This window comes from Microbulbifer mixtoriginis (SeqCode) (assembly GCF_052466715.1).
In genome coordinates, this window is sequence record NZ_CP174288.1 from 3,376,370 (window position 1) to 3,394,570 (window position 18,201).

The 18,201-nt window shown below is 52.2% G+C and carries 17 protein-coding genes; 9 read left to right on the plus strand and 8 right to left on the minus strand.

Features of this window, described 5'->3' with window-relative positions; translation table 11 throughout:
* The first annotated feature begins 299 nt into the window (after nt 1-299).
* Entirely contained in the window at nt 300-1,373 is a 1,074-nt protein-coding gene (locus ACJJH9_RS14955) for a LacI family DNA-binding transcriptional regulator (protein WP_444923245.1), read from the plus strand.
* A 16-nt stretch (nt 1,374-1,389) separates the two neighbouring features.
* Here ACJJH9_RS14955 and nagA read toward each other — a convergent pair whose 3' ends face one another.
* Together nagA and nagB-II are read right to left on the minus strand one after the other, a co-directional pair.
* Nucleotides 1,390-2,517: an N-acetylglucosamine-6-phosphate deacetylase gene (gene nagA / locus ACJJH9_RS14960; protein WP_444923246.1), complete on the minus strand. Its 1,128-nt coding sequence runs from the start codon at nt 2,515-2,517 to the stop codon at nt 1,390-1,392.
* Between the two features lie 51 nt (nt 2,518-2,568).
* Nucleotides 2,569-3,567, minus strand: coding sequence for a glucosamine-6-phosphate deaminase NagB-II (nagB-II, locus tag ACJJH9_RS14965; RefSeq protein ID WP_444887009.1), 999 nt, complete (start codon nt 3,565-3,567; stop codon nt 2,569-2,571).
* A 314-nt stretch (nt 3,568-3,881) separates the two neighbouring features.
* Here nagB-II and ACJJH9_RS14970 point away from each other — a divergent pair, with 314 nt between their 5' ends.
* The gene (locus ACJJH9_RS14970) at nt 3,882-4,748 is read left to right on the plus strand and encodes a DUF6279 family lipoprotein (RefSeq protein WP_444923247.1); all 867 of its coding nucleotides are present in this window, start codon (nt 3,882-3,884) and stop codon (nt 4,746-4,748) included.
* Nucleotides 4,749-4,891: 143 nt separating this feature from the next.
* Complete coding sequence (locus tag ACJJH9_RS14975) at nt 4,892-6,178, plus strand: aspartate aminotransferase type Ic (protein ID WP_252083064.1); 1,287 nt, start codon at nt 4,892-4,894, stop codon at nt 6,176-6,178.
* Nucleotides 6,179-6,237: 59 nt separating this feature from the next.
* Here the strand turns inward: ACJJH9_RS14975 and olsF are convergent, their stop codons facing one another.
* The 3 genes from olsF to ACJJH9_RS14990 form a co-directional block, all read right to left on the minus strand.
* Nucleotides 6,238-7,923: a bifunctional ornithine lipid synthase OlsF gene (gene olsF / locus ACJJH9_RS14980; protein WP_444923248.1), complete on the minus strand. Its 1,686-nt coding sequence runs from the start codon at nt 7,921-7,923 to the stop codon at nt 6,238-6,240.
* A complete protein-coding gene (locus ACJJH9_RS14985) occupies nt 7,920-8,711 on the minus strand; it encodes a UDP-2,3-diacylglucosamine diphosphatase (RefSeq protein WP_444923249.1) in 792 nt (263 codons plus the stop codon). Before ACJJH9_RS14985 ends, olsF begins: the two co-directional genes overlap by 4 nt.
* Before the next feature lie 316 nt (nt 8,712-9,027).
* Nucleotides 9,028-9,360 carry a DUF1820 family protein gene (locus tag ACJJH9_RS14990; RefSeq protein ID WP_211214910.1) on the minus strand — a complete coding sequence of 111 codons (333 nt, stop codon included), beginning with the start codon at nt 9,358-9,360 and terminating at the stop codon, nt 9,028-9,030.
* Nucleotides 9,361-9,541: 181 nt separating this feature from the next.
* On the opposite strand from ACJJH9_RS14990, the gene miaB reads away from it, so the two are divergent.
* The 6 genes from miaB (at nt 9,542) to ACJJH9_RS15020 (ending at nt 16,278) form a co-directional block, all read left to right on the plus strand.
* Nucleotides 9,542-10,909, plus strand: a complete 1,368-nt coding sequence (miaB, locus tag ACJJH9_RS14995) for a tRNA (N6-isopentenyl adenosine(37)-C2)-methylthiotransferase MiaB (RefSeq protein ID WP_444883981.1) — start codon at nt 9,542-9,544, stop codon at nt 10,907-10,909.
* 214 nt (nt 10,910-11,123) lie between these two features.
* The gene (locus ACJJH9_RS15000; RefSeq protein ID WP_252083068.1) at nt 11,124-12,152 is read left to right on the plus strand and encodes a PhoH family protein; all 1,029 of its coding nucleotides are present in this window, start codon (nt 11,124-11,126) and stop codon (nt 12,150-12,152) included.
* A gap of 17 nt (nt 12,153-12,169) precedes the next feature.
* Nucleotides 12,170-12,640, plus strand: a complete 471-nt coding sequence (gene ybeY, locus ACJJH9_RS15005) for an rRNA maturation RNase YbeY (RefSeq protein ID WP_444887015.1) — start codon at nt 12,170-12,172, stop codon at nt 12,638-12,640.
* A 65-nt stretch (nt 12,641-12,705) separates the two neighbouring features.
* Nucleotides 12,706-13,599 carry a CorC family transporter gene (locus ACJJH9_RS15010; RefSeq protein ID WP_435583622.1) on the plus strand — a complete coding sequence of 298 codons (894 nt, stop codon included), beginning with the start codon at nt 12,706-12,708 and terminating at the stop codon, nt 13,597-13,599.
* Between the two features lie 81 nt (nt 13,600-13,680).
* A complete protein-coding gene (gene lnt, locus ACJJH9_RS15015) occupies nt 13,681-15,246 on the plus strand; it encodes an apolipoprotein N-acyltransferase (RefSeq protein WP_444923250.1) in 1,566 nt (521 codons plus the stop codon).
* A gap of 114 nt (nt 15,247-15,360) precedes the next feature.
* Nucleotides 15,361-16,278, plus strand: coding sequence for a TIGR01777 family oxidoreductase (locus ACJJH9_RS15020; RefSeq protein WP_444883977.1), 918 nt, complete (start codon nt 15,361-15,363; stop codon nt 16,276-16,278).
* Between the two features lie 39 nt (nt 16,279-16,317).
* Here ACJJH9_RS15020 and ACJJH9_RS15025 read toward each other — a convergent pair whose 3' ends face one another.
* The 3 genes from ACJJH9_RS15025 to ACJJH9_RS15035 form a co-directional block, all read right to left on the minus strand.
* Nucleotides 16,318-16,731, minus strand: coding sequence for a hypothetical protein (locus ACJJH9_RS15025; RefSeq protein WP_252083072.1), 414 nt, complete (start codon nt 16,729-16,731; stop codon nt 16,318-16,320).
* A 163-nt stretch (nt 16,732-16,894) separates the two neighbouring features.
* On the minus strand, nt 16,895-17,680 hold the full coding sequence (locus ACJJH9_RS15030) for a YdcF family protein (RefSeq protein WP_444883976.1): 786 nt from the start codon (nt 17,678-17,680) through the stop codon (nt 16,895-16,897).
* Nucleotides 17,677-18,126 (minus strand): zinc ribbon-containing protein, encoded by a 450-nt coding sequence (locus ACJJH9_RS15035; protein ID WP_252083074.1) that lies wholly within the window; start codon nt 18,124-18,126, stop codon nt 17,677-17,679. Before ACJJH9_RS15035 ends, ACJJH9_RS15030 begins: the two co-directional genes overlap by 4 nt.
* Nucleotides 18,127-18,201 lie beyond the last annotated feature (75 nt).

The window sequence follows — 18,201 nt, forward strand, 5'->3', positions numbered from 1 at the left end:
GAAGGCCAAGTGAAACGATGCTAAATCCTCCAATAAAGAGAATTAAACGCCACAATAGCAAGATATACGGGAAATATATTTTTGGTACCAAAAGGTAATAATGTAAGAAAATTACAAAAGATGTCAGATCAGTATATTTTGCTCATGCCCACTACCGCCATTAACCGGGATTACTAGCTGCTGCCAAACTGTCAGTACCGAGTGATCCTTTTTACTTCGGATGGTCCGAACAAAGAAGATGAGATGAGTTTGAGGCTAAGGCCTCCCCAGGGCAGGTTTTGCTAGAGGAATCGGTGCCGATGAAAGTCACCATTAACGACGTTGCCGCACGCGCAGGCGTATCAATAAAGACAGTTTCCCGGGTCATAAACAATGAACCCTCTGTGCGCCCCAGCACCCGCGAGCGGGTCATGCAGGCGGTACAAGCCCTAAACTACCGTCCCAACCTGGCCGCACGCAATCTGGCAGGTACCCATTCCTATTCCATTGCCCTTATTTACGACAACCCCAATGCCTACTATGTGATCGACATGCAAAACGGCATCCTCGAAGCCTGCCGCGAACGGGGCTACGAACTGCTTATCCATCCTGGCAGTGGCCGAAGAGAAAACATCCATGAAGAGTTGCGCAAACTAATAGAGCAAAGCCGGGTTGCCGGACTGGTACTCACTCCCCCTTTCTCCGAGACCCGGGAAGTTATCGATACTTTGAAGTCACTGGATGTGGAGTTTGTACGGATAATTTCCTCTGAAGGTTGCGGCCAGGGAGAGGAAAACTGCATTGCAATTGATGACGAAACCGCCGCTTTCACAATTACCCAACATTTATTGCAGCTGGGACACAGACAAATTGCCTACCTTGGCGGTGGCGCCGAACACTTATCCACCCTCAGCCGCCTAGCGGGTTACAAAAAGGCCCTGCAAAAAGCTGGCTTACCTTTTACTGAAGAGCAGGTCATAGAGGGCGAATATTCCTTTGACTCCGGCGTAGCCGGGGCGACCGCCTTATTACACTCAGTCACCCCTCCCACGGCCATCTTTGCCGGTAACGATGAAATGGCTGCAGGAGCACTTTTTGCCGCGCGCATGTTAAACATTGAGGTGCCACAACAACTTTCTATCGCTGGCTTCGAAGACAGCCCCTTTTCACGCCAGACCTGGCCGAAGCTCACCACCGCCCACCAACCGAACGAAGATATTGCCCGTCGCGCTGCAGAACTGTTATTGGAGCGTATTCAATGCCGTGGAGGACAGGAAAAAGAACAACTAAACGGCGTAAAGTCAGATAGCAATTACCGCAGTTTTACGCCGAGTCTAATCGTGCGAGAATCCAGCGGTCCGGTAGTTGAGAAAGCCTACAACCCTCAAACTTGATTGAGAGGCAGGCACACTACTCACCATAAACCTGACGGCCACCGATCCAGGTTTTTTGCACATTAAAATTACGGTCGAGCAAAATAAAATTCGCTTTGGTTCCAGGAGCAATACTTCCGCCCTGCGAACCCAGAAACTGGCAAGGATAGAGGCTTGCCATTCGCAAGGATTCACAGATATCCAAGCCACACCAGTCGCTGATATTACGCACTGCCCCCATCATATCCAGATGCGAACCGGCCAACTCTCCGGTACTGGAAGTGAGCTTATCCCCCTCTCTAGTTACCACCCGATCAAATAACGGAAAGCTCAACGCATCACTCCCCACCAGGGACATGGCATCGGTCACAAGAAGCAGCTTTCCACGCGGCTTAACCTTGAGCGCCAGAGTAATAGCCTCGGCACTGACATGATGACCATCGGCAATAATTCCGCACCAAGCTTCGTCGCTAACAAGAGCGGATCCCACCATACCCGGCTCGCGAGAATGCAACGGCGACATGGCATTGTACAAATGTGTAAAACCCACTGCGCCAGCCTGCAATGCCGAACGCACGGTTTTCCCATCGGCATTAGAATGCCCCAAACACACCCGCACCCCCATAGAAGACAGTCGACTGATATCCTCCATGGGCACTGTTTCCGGCGCCAGGGTAACAACCTTGATACCCAGATCCTCTCGCGCATAAATTTGCCACTCCTCATCGCTAAGAGGACGAATAAATGACTGCTCATGAGTCCCCTTTTTCGGCACGCTAAGATGTGGTCCTTCAAAGTGGATACCGATCACACCGGGTACTTGCTGATGCAGCGCAGCACTAACCGCATTCGCAGCATCCTGCATAATATCGAGACAGTCGGTAATCAGCGTGGGGAGAAAAGCTGTAGTGCCGAACCGGGCATGAGCCTCGCCCATTGTACGTAGCCCTGCAACATTGGGCTCTTGGTTAAACAGTACACCACCACCACCATTCACCTGCACATCCACCAACCCCGGCGCCAATAGGCCCTGCAAATATGTCGCTGAGGACTGCGGGGATTTTCCAACGGAGGCAATGCGACCATCATCGTCGATAATCAGTGACACGTCCTCCAAGATCCGTTCACCATCAAAAAGCTTCTCTGCGACCAGGGCGAAAGCCACAACCTCTCCTTAACACTGAATATTATTTACACCGAAATTCCTGGCAGATTATTACACGGTCTGGGTGACCTTTTTTAGGCCTGCCGGCTCATCAGGATTAATACCGCGGTTTACTGCCACATGGGCAACATCGATATAAAAGCGCTGCAGTAAAGCAAGGGGGGCGATGCGGGGATGTACTCCTTTACTCGGCACATGCAGATTGATCAGGCTTGCCCCTCTTTGCACTATGTCATCGATTTGCTCACTGTGCGCCTTGAATGACTCATCCTCAATAGGGACATTTACCACGGTCAACTTGTCTTCAACGAGAGTAACCGGCCCATGCAAAAATTCTGCACTGGAAAAAGACTCCGCATGGATATTGCACACTTCTTTTAATTTCAGTGCCAGCTCGCGGGTTATGGCATAACCGGGACCGCGTCCGAGCACCACCAGATTCTGCACCGAAGCCAGATCCTCAGGTCTCAATTGTATCTCTGCACGAACAGCAGATTCTAAAGTTTCAGGTAGTTTTTCCAAGGCCAAGCGCAGCCTCTTGTCACCACTCCAGCAAGCCACCAGCTGCAAAATTGCCGAAAGCGTGGCCAGGTAACTTTTGGTAGCTGCCACCGCTTTTTCCGGCCCCGCCTTCAAGGGGATCAGTAAATCGACAATATCCTTGATTGGCGCCTGCTCATCATTCACCAAGGCTACCGTATAGGCGCCGCACTCCCTGGCCATCTTCGCCTGAGCCAGAATATCCGGACTGCGCCCCGACTGAGAGATCACCAGCACCAATGCCCCTTCCAATTTCAATCGGCGTCCATACACACTGGAAACTGAAGGCGCCGCAGCAAAGGTGGGCGTCCCTGTTTCTATTTCGATCAGATACTTGGCAAAAACACCAGCATGGTCAGAAGAACCCCGCCCAACAATCATGACAAAGCGCGGAGCATGAGCTTGCAAACGCTCCCCCAGGCGCTCCATCACTTTCGCATTCGTTTGTAGCTGTTCAGCAATTCTTGCCGGAGCCTCTCGGGCTTCGGCCTCCATGATCGTCGTAGTCATTCCATCATTCACTCAGGCTACTCCTCCCCCCCCCCGAAACCGGACTCCCGGCAAACTTTTGGGGGGGAATCCAACTATCAGTTTATGTGCAGGTAACACATAAAGAGCGGCTGTTTTAATGGCTGGGGAGGTCATTGTCACTTCTTTTATCAAGCCATTTTCGACTCATTCCCGATAAGCGTGAAAAGCTTCCCAAAGCAGGCCTACACGAGAGAAACAGGCAATTTCACGCCACAAGACGCTTATATCCTAATCATCTATGCTTTCTAATAATTCCCCGACATCAATCGGGCAATGCCTACAGGAAAAAATCGATGACAAAAGCGGGCGGCACGCCAACACACCTTTTCTGGCGAGTTATAACGCTCCTAATCCTATTACAATTTATTAACAGTTGTTCCAGCATCCAATTTGCCTACAACAATGTGGATTACTGGATTCGCTGGAAAGCCCAAAAATATGTAGAACTGGATCGCACCCAAGAAGGTGAGCTGCAGGGCGCACTCAACAGCTTTTTTCGCTGGCACCGACAGACCCAACTCCCTCGCTACGCCGACTTTTTGAATAACCTAGCAAAAAGGGTCGATGAAGGAGCACTGGAAAAGCCCAACTTGCAACCTATCGATAAGCAGGTCCATCAGTTTTTAGCCGCCGCCAGTGAAAATGCTTACAACCTGATGCTGCCTTTGGCAGCGCAGTTGAGTGAACAACAGATTAATGAACTACAAGGCAATATGTGGAGAAAAGAGCAAAAGAGATTGGAAAAATGGCAACGCTCTCCGGAAAAAGTACAACATAAGCGTGACAAAATTATCCGGAGAGAAAGCATTCGCTGGCTCGGCACCCTTACCGAAGAGCAAAAAAAAATGATTACCGCCTGGGTATCCAAAATGGAGTACAACCCTCTACAGCGCATCGAGCAACGAAGACTCTGGCAATCCAAAACCTTCGAATTATTGCGTAACAAACCGGAGGGATACCTGGAAAAAATCCGCAGCCTGCTGCTCAACCCAGAACAACTCTGGTCGCAAGAATATCGCCAGAATCAGGAACAGCGTCAACAGCAGGCGCAAGAACTGGCCCAAAAAATATTAACCAGTACCAGCCTTGAACAACGCCGACATCTCAGTAAAACACTAAGAGAATACGCGCAGGACTTTCACTCCCTCGCCAACCAATAAAAATACCGAAGAAAAAAGATAAAGCGCACTTATAAGCCAATGCACCCTAAAAAGTAACCTTCAAAAATCGTAACATGGGGCTGACTAAGCACAGCTCATACTGCTAAGCTCGCCAACTCTAATGACCAGCCAGGGGACTTCACGTGCAAATCGAATCCGCCAGTTTTGACCAGTTAGCCGAGTGGGAAAAAGAGCTGAGCTCCCACTATGAGCGCATCCGTCAACACGAGTTAAATCTGGATATCACCCGTGGCAAACCCTCCACAGAACAGTTGAATTTATCCGACAAACTCGACGGTATCCTGTGTAACGATTACCGCGCCGCAGGAGGCACTGACACCCGCAATTACGGCGGTTTAATCGGGCTCACTAGTGCCCGTGAACTTGGTGCGGATATGCTTCAAGTACCCACAGAAGAGGTTATCGCCGCAGGCAACAGCTCCCTAACCCTGATGTATCACGCAGTGTTAACCGGCTACCTGTTCGGCTTTGCCGGCAATACCCCCTGGCGAGAATTGAAAGCCCCCAAATTCCTCTGCCCTGTGCCCGGATATGATCGGCACTTCAGTATTTGTGCACAACTGGGGATCGGTATGGTCAGCATCCCCATGAATGATCAAGGACCTAATATGGACCTTGTAGAAAAGTATATTCGTGAGGACAATGAAATTATCGGTATCTGGTGCGTGCCCAAGTACTCCAATCCCAGTGGTATCACTTACAGTGATGAAACCGTAGAGCGCCTGGCTCAGCTCGGCCAAATCGCCAATCCAGGCTTTCGAATATTCTGGGATAACGCCTATGCTGTACACGACCTTGGACACTATGTCAGTCTCGCCAGTATTCGTGCTGCCACTCTGGAAAATGACACTGTAGACTCAGTGCTTCAATTTGCCTCCACCTCTAAAGTCTCCCATGCCGGCGCCGGTGTCGCATTTGTCAGTGCCAGTAGCGCCAACCTGCAATCCTTGCAGCAACAGATGCAGACCATGACTATTGGCCCAGATAAAGTGAATCAGCTGCGCCACTCACGCTTCTTTACCGAATTCACCACCCTGAAGGAACACATGCGCAAGCATGCCAATATCCTTAAGCCCAAATTTGACTGTGTGCTGGAACACCTGCACAACGGTCTGGCTGAAATGGATCTGGGCCAATGGGAAAAACCTCAAGGAGGGTATTTTGTCTCCTTCAATACCCGCAAAGGCTGTGCCAAGGCCGTAGTCAAGTTGGCAGCAGAGGCCGGTGTAAAACTCACCCCTGCAGGTGCCACCTTCCCCTATGGCAAAGATCCTGAGGACAGCAATATCCGCATAGCACCGAGTTTCCCCCCCCTGGAAGAACTCGACACCGCCATGTCGGTGTTTGTACTGTGCGTGAAACTAGCCAGTGTGCGCCAGAAGCTGGAGCAACAGCGAAAGGCAGGATAACCTTCTGAAATGGTTTGGCAGAGAATCAAAAGGGCGGCATTAAAAACTGCCCTTTTGATTCAAGCAGCGTTTTCGCTTGAGAGATAGCGTCGTGCGAACTTCTCATCGGCTAAATCTAAATCGACCACCACGAGCCCATCAACGGAATCACAAAAGTCTGGATCAACATTGAAGGCGTGAAAACTAGTGCCACCCGGCTTGGTTAATGCAGCATACTTTTTGAAAAGTGGCGGTAAAACCACCCCCTCTTCACGCAACACCAGTTTTAACTGGCGCATATCCGCAATTGAATCCCCAGAGAGATCTGGCAGAGGTGCACCGGCTTGCAGGAAAGGCAGACGCGCATCGCCCAGTGGGTTTTGTGGAGCAAAATAATGGGAAAAATATCTTACAATTGCCGACTTTGCCCGCACCGAAAATGTTCCCGGCATAGAAACAGGGCCAAATAAATAGCGTACTTTATTACGCAAGACCCACTGGCCGATAGCACTCCATAACAAATCCAGCCCTTTGCCCCTCCAGTATTCAGGCAGTAAGAAACTGCGACCAAGTTCTGCCGAACCGGGCAGGCAATATCGCGGTGGGGAGGGATAATTGAACAGGGTGCTGCTGTAGATTTCATTCTCTGCCAAGCTCTCGGTGCCCGCTATACGGTAGGCGCCCACTATCTGCTGGCAATGATGGTCCCACAGTAGCAAGTGGTCATAGTGCGCATCAAATGCATCCCAATCCCGACTCTGCCCTGTTCCCTCACCCACTGCCCTGAAAGCCACTTCACGCGTACGCGCCAGCTCACGCATAACTGGGCAATCCGGCCGCTGCCGATAGAGTCGCACGGAGAAGTTCCTCTGGGAGGTCAGAGCTTCACAGCTCTCGATTATTTTTTTCACCTCCCCCCGAGACTCAGCAGCGGCAATAAGTTCCGGCCCCAGAGGCGCGGGAGAACGATGCAATTTATAAACATGTTTGCGCCAGAGAGCCGCCTGGGCACGGGGAGTTAGCGGCCAACTGCGGAAGTGCTCCGCTTCCAGGGGGCGGCCAATACGGATATCAATACCACGGCTGGCCTGCTTAAACATTTCTCGAATAAGCCAAAGGGTTGAAAGTGGTTTATTCAGCATCGACAGGCCGTAGAACCACCAGGAATTTCTGCCGAGCACTTGCACCGGTAAGATCGGTGCATTGGCCCTCTCAGCAAAGCGTACAAATCCAGGGTTCCAGCGCCCATCGCGCACCCCCTGGGGGCTTAGGCGTGAAACCTCACCGGCGGGAAAAATAATTACAGCCCCACCCTGGCCGAGATAATCATAAATCCCTTGCACATCGGCACGGCGGGTACGCCCGTTAAAGTTATCTACCGGCAAAAAATATGGACGCAATGGATGAATATTCCATAAAAGGTGACTGGCAATTGCACGCACATCCTTGCGCACTCTGGCAACCATATCGATTAATGCCAGGCCATCCAGGCTGCCCAGGGGGTGATTAGCCACAATAATCAAAGGCCCAGTCACTGGCACCCGCTCCAATTCCGAGGGATTTAACTCATAGCGGAAATTGAGGTCACTAAATAACTGGCGAATAAAATCCAACCCTCCCAAGTGAGGGTAACGCCGTCCAAATTCTACAATCTGCTCCTCACAACAAATTTTTTTAAGGGTAGCGGAGACCAATTTTCGTGTGGGCTTTTGCGGCGCTGCGCTGTACCAGGCATTTTTTTGTAACAGTGTTTCAAGCTGAATCATGCGGCCACCACCTCTGTCATTATGCTGGCTATTTTTGGGGCCCGGTACCAATGGAGCAGTTCCAGGCTGCCATCTTGTTGTTCTACCACGGCACTCATCGAGTCGACCCAATCACCACAGTTTGCGTAAGTAACCGTACGCCCATCTCTGTTCTTATTGCGCAGCGCCGGGCGATGAATATGCCCACAGATAATTCCATCCATCCCCTTGGCCTGAGCCTCACCCACGGCGACATTTTCGAAATCGGTCATCATTTGCCTGGCTGCACTCACACGGTTCTTTACTTGGCTGGCCAGAGACCACCAGGGCTTGTTGAAACGACTACGCCAATAATTAATCCAGCGGTTAAATCGCAGCATAAGGTAGTAACTGCGATCCCCAATGTGGTAACTGAACGGATTAATTTTGATATTATGTTCAAATTGATCGCCGTGGGTTACCCAGTAACGTTTACCGCTGGCAGCTGTGTGAATCCAATCGCGCTCGATACGAATATTACCCAAACGTTTACCCGCCCAGCTGCGCATGGGGGCGTCGTGATTTCCGGGAATATAAATAACCTCCGGAGTAAGACTGCTTAACTCCGAAAGCATCCCCAACAACATGGAGGATGCCTGACACCAGGTGCCCTTCCCTTTAGAGAGGGCATACATATCGAAAATATCCCCTACCAGGTACACCTTATCGGCACGATTCTGTGCCAAAAAATCCGCCAACCGATGAGGCTCACTGTCTCTACTGCCCAAATGGACATCAGATATCCACAGCGCATGGTAGCGATTGCCCATAGCAAGGCTCCAACCTTTGACCAGTAATCAACTCGCGTAAAGACTGATAACTAGCCTGCTGAGCGCCAACCTATGCCATGCAGTGGAATTTATCGGTCAATAGTTTGCAAGCCGCGAACAGGCGAACGCTTATTAGATATCGATCAAATACCATCAAGGCCAATGATCGCCTGCGCAGTCACTTTGCAGCGATTTGATGACAGTCCAGAGGACCTTTATTGAAGCTTATATTGCAGTGAAACCCGCTAGACTGCGAGGGCTTTAGGCGCCCGAATCAGCCTGGCCCAAGGCCAGCTGATTCGGTAAAGGGGGAGGGTTATTCGGTATCTTGGGGATGGCGAATGGGCGGCGCAAAGGGAAACTTTGCAACTTTATCGCCTTTAACTTCAACAATTTTGCCTGTCCCCTCTTTTTCCACCTCATCGATACGCACAATACTATGCATCGGGATATAGGAACGGGTTACCGAGGCAAACTCGGTTTTTAGCTTTTCTTCACTGGGGTCCACTACCAGCTGGGCCTTCTCCCCGAAAACAAACTCCTCGACTTCAATAAAGCCGTACATATCGCTCTGATAAATCGCCCGGGCATAGAGTTCATACACCTGGCTTTGGTTGTGGAAAATCACTTTATATATCGGGTTGGCCATAAGTCTCTCAGGATGGGGAATACCCCGAAGCTCGAAGTTGTTCAGAAAGCGGGCAAAGCCCGAAAAAGCGCGCAAGAATAGCACAGGTTCTCAACCGCTAATATAGCCATCTATGCAGTGCCGGGTCCTGTCGCTATAATGCCCCACCCGTTTAATTGACCAGTTTTTAATCAGGCACGATATGTCCGATACACCGGCGAAAAAGCTATACATCAAAACCCACGGCTGCCAAATGAATGAGTACGATTCCGCCAGGATGCGCGATCTACTCGGCGAGTCTCACGCTATGGTACCCACCGACGATCCCGAAGAGGCGGACGTTCTCCTGGTCAATACCTGTTCCATTCGCGAGAAAGCTCAGGAAAAACTGTTCCACCAGCTGGGTCGCTGGAGGCGCCTCAAGGAAAAAAATCCCGAGCTGGTTATCGGCGTCGGTGGCTGTGTAGCCAGCCAGGAGGGCGAGGCTATCGCCAAGCGCGCGCCCTATGTAGATCTGATCTTCGGCCCGCAAACTCTGCACCGCCTTCCAGAAATGATGGAAACCAAAGAGCAGAAGAATGGCGTGGTCGTTGTAGATATCAGCTTCCCGGAGATCGAGAAGTTCGACCGATTGCCACAACCTGAAGCCGACGGAGCCACGGCTTTTGTCTCCATTATGGAAGGTTGCTCCAAGTACTGCACATTCTGTGTAGTGCCCTACACTCGCGGCGAGGAAGTAAGCCGCCCAGTCGCCGATGTACTGGAAGAAGTTGCACACTTAGCAGAGCAGGGTGTAAGGGAAGTAAACCTACTTGGCCAGAACGTCAATGCTTACCGCGCCGCCGGGGTAGACGGACAGGAAGTGGACTTCGCCGAGCTGATCACCTATGTAGCGGCAATTGATGGCATCGACCGCATCCGCTACACCACATCACATCCGGTAGAGTTCTCCGATGCTTTGATCGACGTCTATGCACAGGTGCCTGAACTGGTCAGCCACCTGCATCTGCCAGTGCAAAGTGGCTCCGACCGTATTTTAATGGCCATGAAACGTGGACACACCGCGCTGGAATACAAGTCCAAGATTCGCCGCCTGAAGAAAATACGCCCGGACATCTGCCTGTCTTCGGACTTTATCGTGGGCTTCCCCGGTGAAACCGACAGAGATTTCGAAGCTACCATGAACCTGATTCAGGAAGTGGGCTTTGATATATCTTTCAGCTTTATTTATTCCCCGCGCCCAGGTACTCCGGCAGCGGATCTCCCCGACGACACCCCGGAAGACGTCAAAAAAGAGCGCCTGCAGCTTTTACAAAACCGTATCAACCAGCAGGCCCAGGCAATTGCCCGACACATGGTAGGTAACACTGAAAGGGTTCTGGTGACCGGAGTATCCAAGAAGGATCCAGGACAGCTGCAAGGACGCACTGAAAACAATCGGGTGGTAAATTTCCGCGCCGATGATCTGGCCCTGATCGGCAAATTTGCCGATGTCCTGATTGAGGAAGCCCTGCCAAACTCCCTACGCGGCACTTTACTCACCTCGGAACTGGAAGAGGACTTATTCTAATCTGAGGCATTGTGACCGCCCTCCCCCCCTGGCAAGGCGTGCTTTAAAACCACGCCTTGCCACCCAAATTTCCTAATAACACCTCTGAAATTACAAGCTGTAATTAAAATCGGGTAAAGTTAGAACCTATTGGTAGCACCCAAAGCTTTCCTATCTGGGGAAAATGGGTATACCCTAGCTATGAACCCTCTAGATTAAGGTGCCGGAAACCAGTTTGGAAACGCAAACCCTCGCTCAAAGTATTACCCTCGAGCCCAACGATGCTCGCCGTCTCGCCAACCTCTGCGGTCAGTTCGACCAACATCTGCGCCAAATAGAACAGCGACTGGATATTGAGATTCGCAATCGCGGCAATCAGTTCGCCGTCTATGGTGAAGCTAAAAAAGCCAAAGCTGCCTGTGAATTACTTAGCTTCCTGTACAAGGAGACTGACTCCCGGGATCAACTGACCCCCGATGAGATCCACTTAGCCCTGCAACAAGCCGGTGTAGAGGAGCTTCTACACAAGGGAGAGAAGGGCGAATCCACTGAAGCAGACCAGGTGGTATTGATTCGTACTAAGAAATGCTCTGTGCGTCCCCGAGGTTTGAATCAGCGCAAGTATGTGCATGCGGTTCAGAGTAACGATATCAATTTCGGTATTGGCCCAGCGGGTACCGGCAAGACCTACCTCGCAGTAGCCTGTGCGGTCGAGGCCCTGCTCAAAGACCAAGTGGAGCGTATCTTACTAGTGCGCCCGGCGGTAGAGGCAGGCGAAAAGCTCGGCTTTCTCCCCGGTGACCTGAGTCAGAAGGTAGACCCCTACCTTAGGCCCCTGTACGACGCACTCTATGAAATGCTCGGTTTTGAAACAGTGGGCAAACTCATAGAGCGCAATGTGATCGAGGTAGCCCCCCTGGCCTATATGCGTGGGCGCACCCTCAACAACGCCTTTGTCATTCTCGATGAAAGCCAAAACACCACCCGCGAGCAGATGAAAATGTTCCTGACCCGGATCGGTTTCGGCTCCACTGCAGTGATTACCGGAGACCCGAGCCAGGTGGACCTGCCACGAGGACAGGCCTCGGGGCTGCGTCACGCGGTGGAAGTCCTGGGCAAGGTCAACGGCATCAGCTTTACCCATTTCGGCGCCAAGGATGTTGTCCGCCACCCTCTCGTACAGCGCATTGTCGAAGCCTACGATATCCACGAGGCTGAGCGGGATGCCAGTGTCAGCAACAAAGCCGACGAGAATGCCGCCTGAGGTTCCTCCACAGAGTTATGATTGATTTAACCCTTGATGTGCAGCGGGCTAGCCGCTGCACAAACCTACCCTCCGATGAAAAGATCCGCACCTGGGTCATTAACGCTCTGTCCGGTCGACGAGATGAGGCCGAACTGGCAGTTCGTATCGTCGACGAAGAGGAGAGCCAGGCGCTCAACGCACAATATCGCGGCAAAGATAAGCCGACCAATGTCCTGTCCTTCCAAGCAGACTTTCCCGCAGAGCTGAACCTCCCACTATTAGGAGACTTGGTAATTTGTGCTCCCGTTGTGGAGAAGGAAGCGGAGCAACAGAACAAAACGACTGAGGCGCACTGGGCACATATGCTAGTCCATGGCACACTGCACCTTCTGGGTTATGACCATATCAAAGACAGCGATGCGGAAATCATGGAAAGGCTAGAGACTGGCCTAATGACCCATCTCGGCTTTGCGGACCCCTACACCCCTCTCGATGAGGCGGGATAACGGGGGTTGAAATGAATCTACCCACTAACGATTACTGATTGAAATAGACGAGAGATATTCGGAGCATGGCCACTTCCATGACCACTGACGAGCCCCCAAGTAGTCACTCTTCCAGCAAAGCCAGGTCGAGTGAAAAGAACTGGCTGGAAAGATTGTTTGGTGCATTTTCTGCCGAACCCAAGTCCCGCGATGAACTATTGGACATCATCAAAGACGCCGCTGAAAATCAGCTGGTTGACGCCGAGGCCCTATCCATCATCGAGGGCGCCCTGGACGTATCCAACCAGCAGGTTCGGGAGATAATGATCCCTCGCTCGCAGATGGTGGTTGTAGGGCTACAGGACAAGCCGGAAACGTTTCTCCCCAAGATTATCGAGTCAGGCCATTCACGCTTTCCTGTCGTCGGCGAGAGTATCGACGATATCCGCGGAATACTGCTAGCCAAAGACCTGCTCCCCCTGCTCCTCAAGGGCGTCGGCGAATTTCAACTCGAAGATATTATTCGCCCAGCCAATATCATCCCTGAAAGTAAGCGCCTCAACATTCTCCTGCGAGAGTTCCGTGAAAACCGCTACCACATGGCCATCGTTATCGACGAATATGGCGGCGTTTCCGGCGTAGTGACCATTGAGGACATCCTCGAAGAAATTGTCGGTGAGATCGAAGACGAAACCGATGAGGAAGAGGCAGATAGCTTTATCCGCCGGGTGGGAGAAAATGACTACATAGTCAAGGCTCTCACGCCGATCGAAGAGTTCAATGAATTTTTTAAATCCGAATTCAGCGATGAAGAATTCGACACAGTTGGTGGTCTGATTATGCAGTCTTTCGGCCACTTGCCCGGTCGCGATGAAGTCACCCGCCTGGGAGACTTCCTCTTCCGGGTGCTCTACGCGGACAGCCGGCAAATCCACCTGCTGCGCGTGGCCCATATGCGTAAACCACCCGATGAAGATTGAGTTGAGCCCCCTCTGGGGCTCTAGCCAAGATTTTCTCGGGTAGGATGCAGCCGCAACGGCGGCTACCGATTAAGCGAGTCTATGCGAAGATTACTTTTACCTGCCGCTGGTGCAGCTGCCGGCGGGCTAATGACGCTCTCCCTGGCCCCTTTCAACTATTGGTTGTGCGGCCTACTCTCTCTGGCGCTTTTTGCCGGGCTATTCCTGTTTGCCTCTCGCGGCAAGCCGCTACGTGGGCGCACCAGCCTCTGGCTAGCCTTCTGTTATGGGCTAGGCCTTTACGCCACTGGTGGCTCTTGGGTCTATGTCTCAATTACCAATTTTGGCAATTCTTCGCCGCCGCTGGGATTCGCACTCACCGCCAGCTTCGTCGCGCTGATGGCGGCGCTGCTTGCAGCACCGTTCTATTTCCTCGGTCGCTTTACCGCCAACAAATTTAGCTTCGCCCTCGCCTTTGCCGCACTCTGGTTTATCAGTGAGTGGTTCCGCAGCTGGATGTTCACTGGCTTTCCCTGGCTGTTCGCCGGCTATGCCCACTTGGAGACCTGGTTATCTGGTTGGGCTCCGGTGGTGAGTGTCTACGGAATCGGGCTTTTTCTGGCCCTCTCCGGTGCGGTCATCGCACTGGCTGCCAGTGGCCACTTGTCCCCCCTCAAGCGACCGGCCCATATTGTACTGATTGGCGCAGCAATCGTACCCTGGCCCCTCGGTGCTGCCCTGGCCAATATACAGTGGACTCAGGCAGAGGGAGGCATCATCACCGTTGGACTGGTACAGGCTAATATTCCCCAGGAGAAAAAGTGGCTGCCGGAGTTTCGCGGCGAGACTATTAGCCGCTATCAGGAGGGTACCCGCACCCTGAGCGAGCGTGATGTCGACGTTATAATCTGGCCTGAAGCAGCGCTACCCATGTTTTACGGCCAGGCTCCGAACCTAATGCAGGCTCTGCAACGCAATGCAGAGAAAACCGGCATTGATCTTATCAGCGGAATTCTCTACGACACCCACAGCCCTGTGGATAACTCTCGCAAAGTCCACAACTCCGCAGCGGTCTTTGGCCACAGCCCCAGTGTTTACCATAAGCGTCACCTGGTACCTTTTGGTGAGTATGTCCCACTGGAGGAGCTGATTCGAGGCACTATTGAATTCTTCAATTTACCCACCTCCTTTATTCGCTCCGGACCCGAACAACAGGGGCCACTGAATGCTGCAGGAGCACGTTGGGCTCCACTAATCTGCTATGAAATTGTCTACCCTCGCCTAGTGGCGGATAGCGCTCTCACCTCCCAGGTACTCCTGACCATCAGTAATGATGCCTGGTTCGGTGAATCCATAGGGCCGTTGCAACATATGCAAATGGCGCAAATGCGCGCACTGGAAACCGGTCGCTATTTAGTCCGCGGCACCAATACCGGTGTAACCGCTATTGTCGATCCCCGCGGGCTTATCATTGAGCAGCTGCCACAATTTGAGCAAGCCAATATGAGCGGTGACATACGTGCGATGCGCGGCTCAACACCATTTATGCTTGCCGGAATTTTCTCAGTATTTGCCCTGGCACTACCAATGTTGGCGCTGGCTGTAATTCTCAATCGCAAGCGAAAGAACAGCGCTGCCAAGCCGATGACCGGGGGAGTGACCGAATAGTAATGACCTGCCACTGATCACTCTAAAGTGCGCCGCCGAGACACCCCGCATGTGCAGATGACTGCTATGCTGCATGCAATTTACCTGTGAAATTATGGCGGGGATGGGCAGTCTATGCATTGCTTAATCAGTGGTGGCACCGGTTTGATCGGTAGACTCTTTTGCCAACGCTGGCTCGCTCGTGGCGACACACTTACAGTACTTAGTCGCCATCCGGATAAGATACACCAACTCTGCGGAGAGTCTGTCAATGCCGCCAGCGCTCCTGAAGAGGTGCAAGAGCGGGTAGATGTTGTTGTCAATCTGGCAGGGGAACCCATTTCCTCTCGCTGGACCGAGAAACGCCGTGCCGAAATTCGCAACTCACGCCTGAATACCACCGAACGGCTAGTACGCTGGACACTCGCCCAAAGAGAACGCCCCAATTACTTTCTCTCAGGGTCTGCTATTGGATACTACGGAGACCGTGGCGGCGAACTGCTCAAGGAGGACAGCCCTGCTGGCGGAGGGTTTTCCGCACAACTGTGCCGTGACTGGGAAGCGGCCACACTGCCACTACAAAGAGCCGGGATGTGCGTCGGAATCATACGCACCGCTATTGTGCTCTCCAACCGAGGGGGAGCACTTCCCAAAATGCTACCGGCATTTCGCCTGGGGCTTGGTGGACCAATGGGTTCTGGCGAACACTGGATGAGCTGGATTCACGAAGACGACGAAGTCGGATTGATACTTCACGCTATTGACCAACACCTATGCACCCCTTTTAACGCCAGTGCTCCAGAAGCAGTTACCAATAACAGCTTCAGCCGCTTATTGGCAAAACAGCTACACCGCCCCTGCTTTTTCCGCTCTCCAGCCTGGCTGCTGAAAACCCTGTTCGGGGAAATGGCAGAAGAGCTACTCCTTGCCAGCGAAAGAGTGGAGCCCCGAGCCGCCTTAAACAGCGGCTACAGTTTCCAGTTTCCTACCCTGGAACAAGCACTAGCCGACCTGCTAGCTAAAGACAATGCTAGTAATAAGGTAAGTGTCTGATTCCTGGGCACTTTTATTGGCTGGATCAGGCTATGCTGCTTAAGCAGCGACCACGCTACTCTCCAGGGCCTGCATTAAATAACGCCGACTGGATTCACTGGTGACTAAATCCCCGTGACTACCCATAGGGGCTGAGCCAACCCAGTGCGCGTGCCAGCGATACCACTGGGACTCCTCTGCATTTACCCGCAGCTCGATGAATTCCACTTCTGCAGGATCTAAACCGAACTCACGGACAATTTGCCCCGCAAATGTCTCGAAATTTTTATTCAAATGGGCCCCGCTCTCAGCACCGCCACATAGGAAAAATAGAATTCGGCCATCCTGGTCCACACGCTTGAAGCCGATCCAAACAGCCCGGTTGAGTCGGTTGTGCAATTGGATGGGAGTGAAGGAAACCGGGATGCCCTTCATCATAAGGTTATCTCGTTTATTGTTATGGTTGTTATCCACAGTCGCTACTCCAATGTAAGTAGTAATTAGCGGGTGAGATCTGTGGCGCCAGTCGTCCATTTACCTAGTACAACCAGCTTTCAAAAAACAGATGCAATCCCTCGCCGACGCCTATTCCCTCATGCCTGATAAGTATCTGAGAGCACTGCATCACAAAAGTTCCTCAGCACTTTTTGGCCTGTGGCAGTGGTCGATATTGATACCAGGCTTGTGCCAATAGTTCCCGCCAATAGGCCTGAGTCCGCAGCAACGCCTCAGCACTGGGAACCCAATTTAAGACCCCACCCTTTTCCCTTGACTCTAACTCAGAAGCACTGCCCACTGATAAAGGCTGTACCTTTAGGCCTGCGCGGGTAAAAACTGCCGCAGCCCTGGGCATGTGCCACCAGTGAGTGGCGAGCACAATAGTTCCCACACCTGAATTGCGCAATATCTCCGCGCTATTTACCGCGTTCTCTGCGGTAGTTCGACTGCAAGCTTCGCGCCAACTCACTGGGCGGGACATCTCATCCAACATTTTCGCCATCAACTCTGCCTCAGAGACATGCTCATCCGGTGAAACACGACCGCCGGACACCAGAATTGGCATATCCCTTGGGACATGCTTTGCTGCCCAGATCACCCTCTCCAAACTGGACGCAGATAGGTACTCATAGCCTTGCTGATTATCCCGGTAAACACCGCCTCCGAGGATCACCACAGCCCTTGGAGCTGCCTCTGTATCAGGTAAATCTGCTACAACGCCCAAGCGCTTACCGATCCAGCTTGAAAAAGCCGGCGTAGCACTAAGCCAGAGCAGACAAAATGAGAGGATCGCCAATGGCAGGGACAATTTCTCCAGCAAAGAGCCTTCAGGAAAAAAGCGTATCAAGAATGCCGCCAGCAGCCCCAGCATTGGCGCCAGTGGTGGCATCAACAAATTGACCGCTATTTTATACAGCTCAATCAATACTCAAGGCCGCCTTCTATTTGCCTGAAGCAACCATAGCCACAGCGGTGACAGGGTGTAATTTGACTATTCTCCGGCGGCTGAGCGAGATAACCACACCCCAGACATTGCAGTTCCTCGTCGGCCCCCACTATCTCACCCGCAAGGGCCCAAGGTTTGCCTTCACGGATACAACGCATAAGATTGGGCCAAGCCGTTTCTGTCGGGTCCGCCGCGTTCAGCAACCAGTCCCCCCCGCGCTCTTCCAGAGTAATCAGCTCCCCTCCCAGACCGCGCATATAATCCCCGGCTCGATGCAGATCATCTTTTAACCAGGCGCGAAGAAAAGCGACCTTATTTGCGGTCAGGTCCTCAACTGCCAGCTCTCCCTCAATCAAATCCTCCAGGTCTTCACGAAACTCATCGGCCAGATCGTCCTTCGGCGGTAACTTCGGTTCCTTCGTCACGGTATCCCTCCTATAATCTCGCGTTTACGCATCCTAAAAGATGCTCTGGGGGCCGTCCTTGATCGCAATCAATCC

What these genes read in the sequence shown, in the direction of transcription:
- olsF (WP_444923248.1), bottom strand. Translation starts at nt 7,923, where the DNA reads ATGATTCAGCTTGAAACACTGTTACAAAAAAATGCCTGGTACAGCGCA.
- ACJJH9_RS14955 (WP_444923245.1), top strand. Translation starts at nt 300, where the DNA reads ATGAAAGTCACCATTAACGACGTTGCCGCACGCGCAGGCGTATCAATA.
- nagB-II (WP_444887009.1), bottom strand. Translation starts at nt 3,567, where the DNA reads ATGACTACGACGATCATGGAGGCCGAAGCCCGAGAGGCTCCGGCAAGA.
- miaB (WP_444883981.1), top strand. Translation starts at nt 9,542, where the DNA reads ATGTCCGATACACCGGCGAAAAAGCTATACATCAAAACCCACGGCTGC.
- lnt (WP_444923250.1), top strand. Translation starts at nt 13,681, where the DNA reads ATGCGAAGATTACTTTTACCTGCCGCTGGTGCAGCTGCCGGCGGGCTA.
- ACJJH9_RS14990 (WP_211214910.1), bottom strand. Translation starts at nt 9,360, where the DNA reads ATGGCCAACCCGATATATAAAGTGATTTTCCACAACCAAAGCCAGGTG.
- ACJJH9_RS15020 (WP_444883977.1), top strand. Translation starts at nt 15,361, where the DNA reads ATGCATTGCTTAATCAGTGGTGGCACCGGTTTGATCGGTAGACTCTTT.
- ybeY (WP_444887015.1), top strand. Translation starts at nt 12,170, where the DNA reads ATGATTGATTTAACCCTTGATGTGCAGCGGGCTAGCCGCTGCACAAAC.
- ACJJH9_RS14970 (WP_444923247.1), top strand. Translation starts at nt 3,882, where the DNA reads ATGACAAAAGCGGGCGGCACGCCAACACACCTTTTCTGGCGAGTTATA.
- ACJJH9_RS15010 (WP_435583622.1), top strand. Translation starts at nt 12,706, where the DNA reads ATGGCCACTTCCATGACCACTGACGAGCCCCCAAGTAGTCACTCTTCC.
- ACJJH9_RS14985 (WP_444923249.1), bottom strand. Translation starts at nt 8,711, where the DNA reads ATGGGCAATCGCTACCATGCGCTGTGGATATCTGATGTCCATTTGGGC.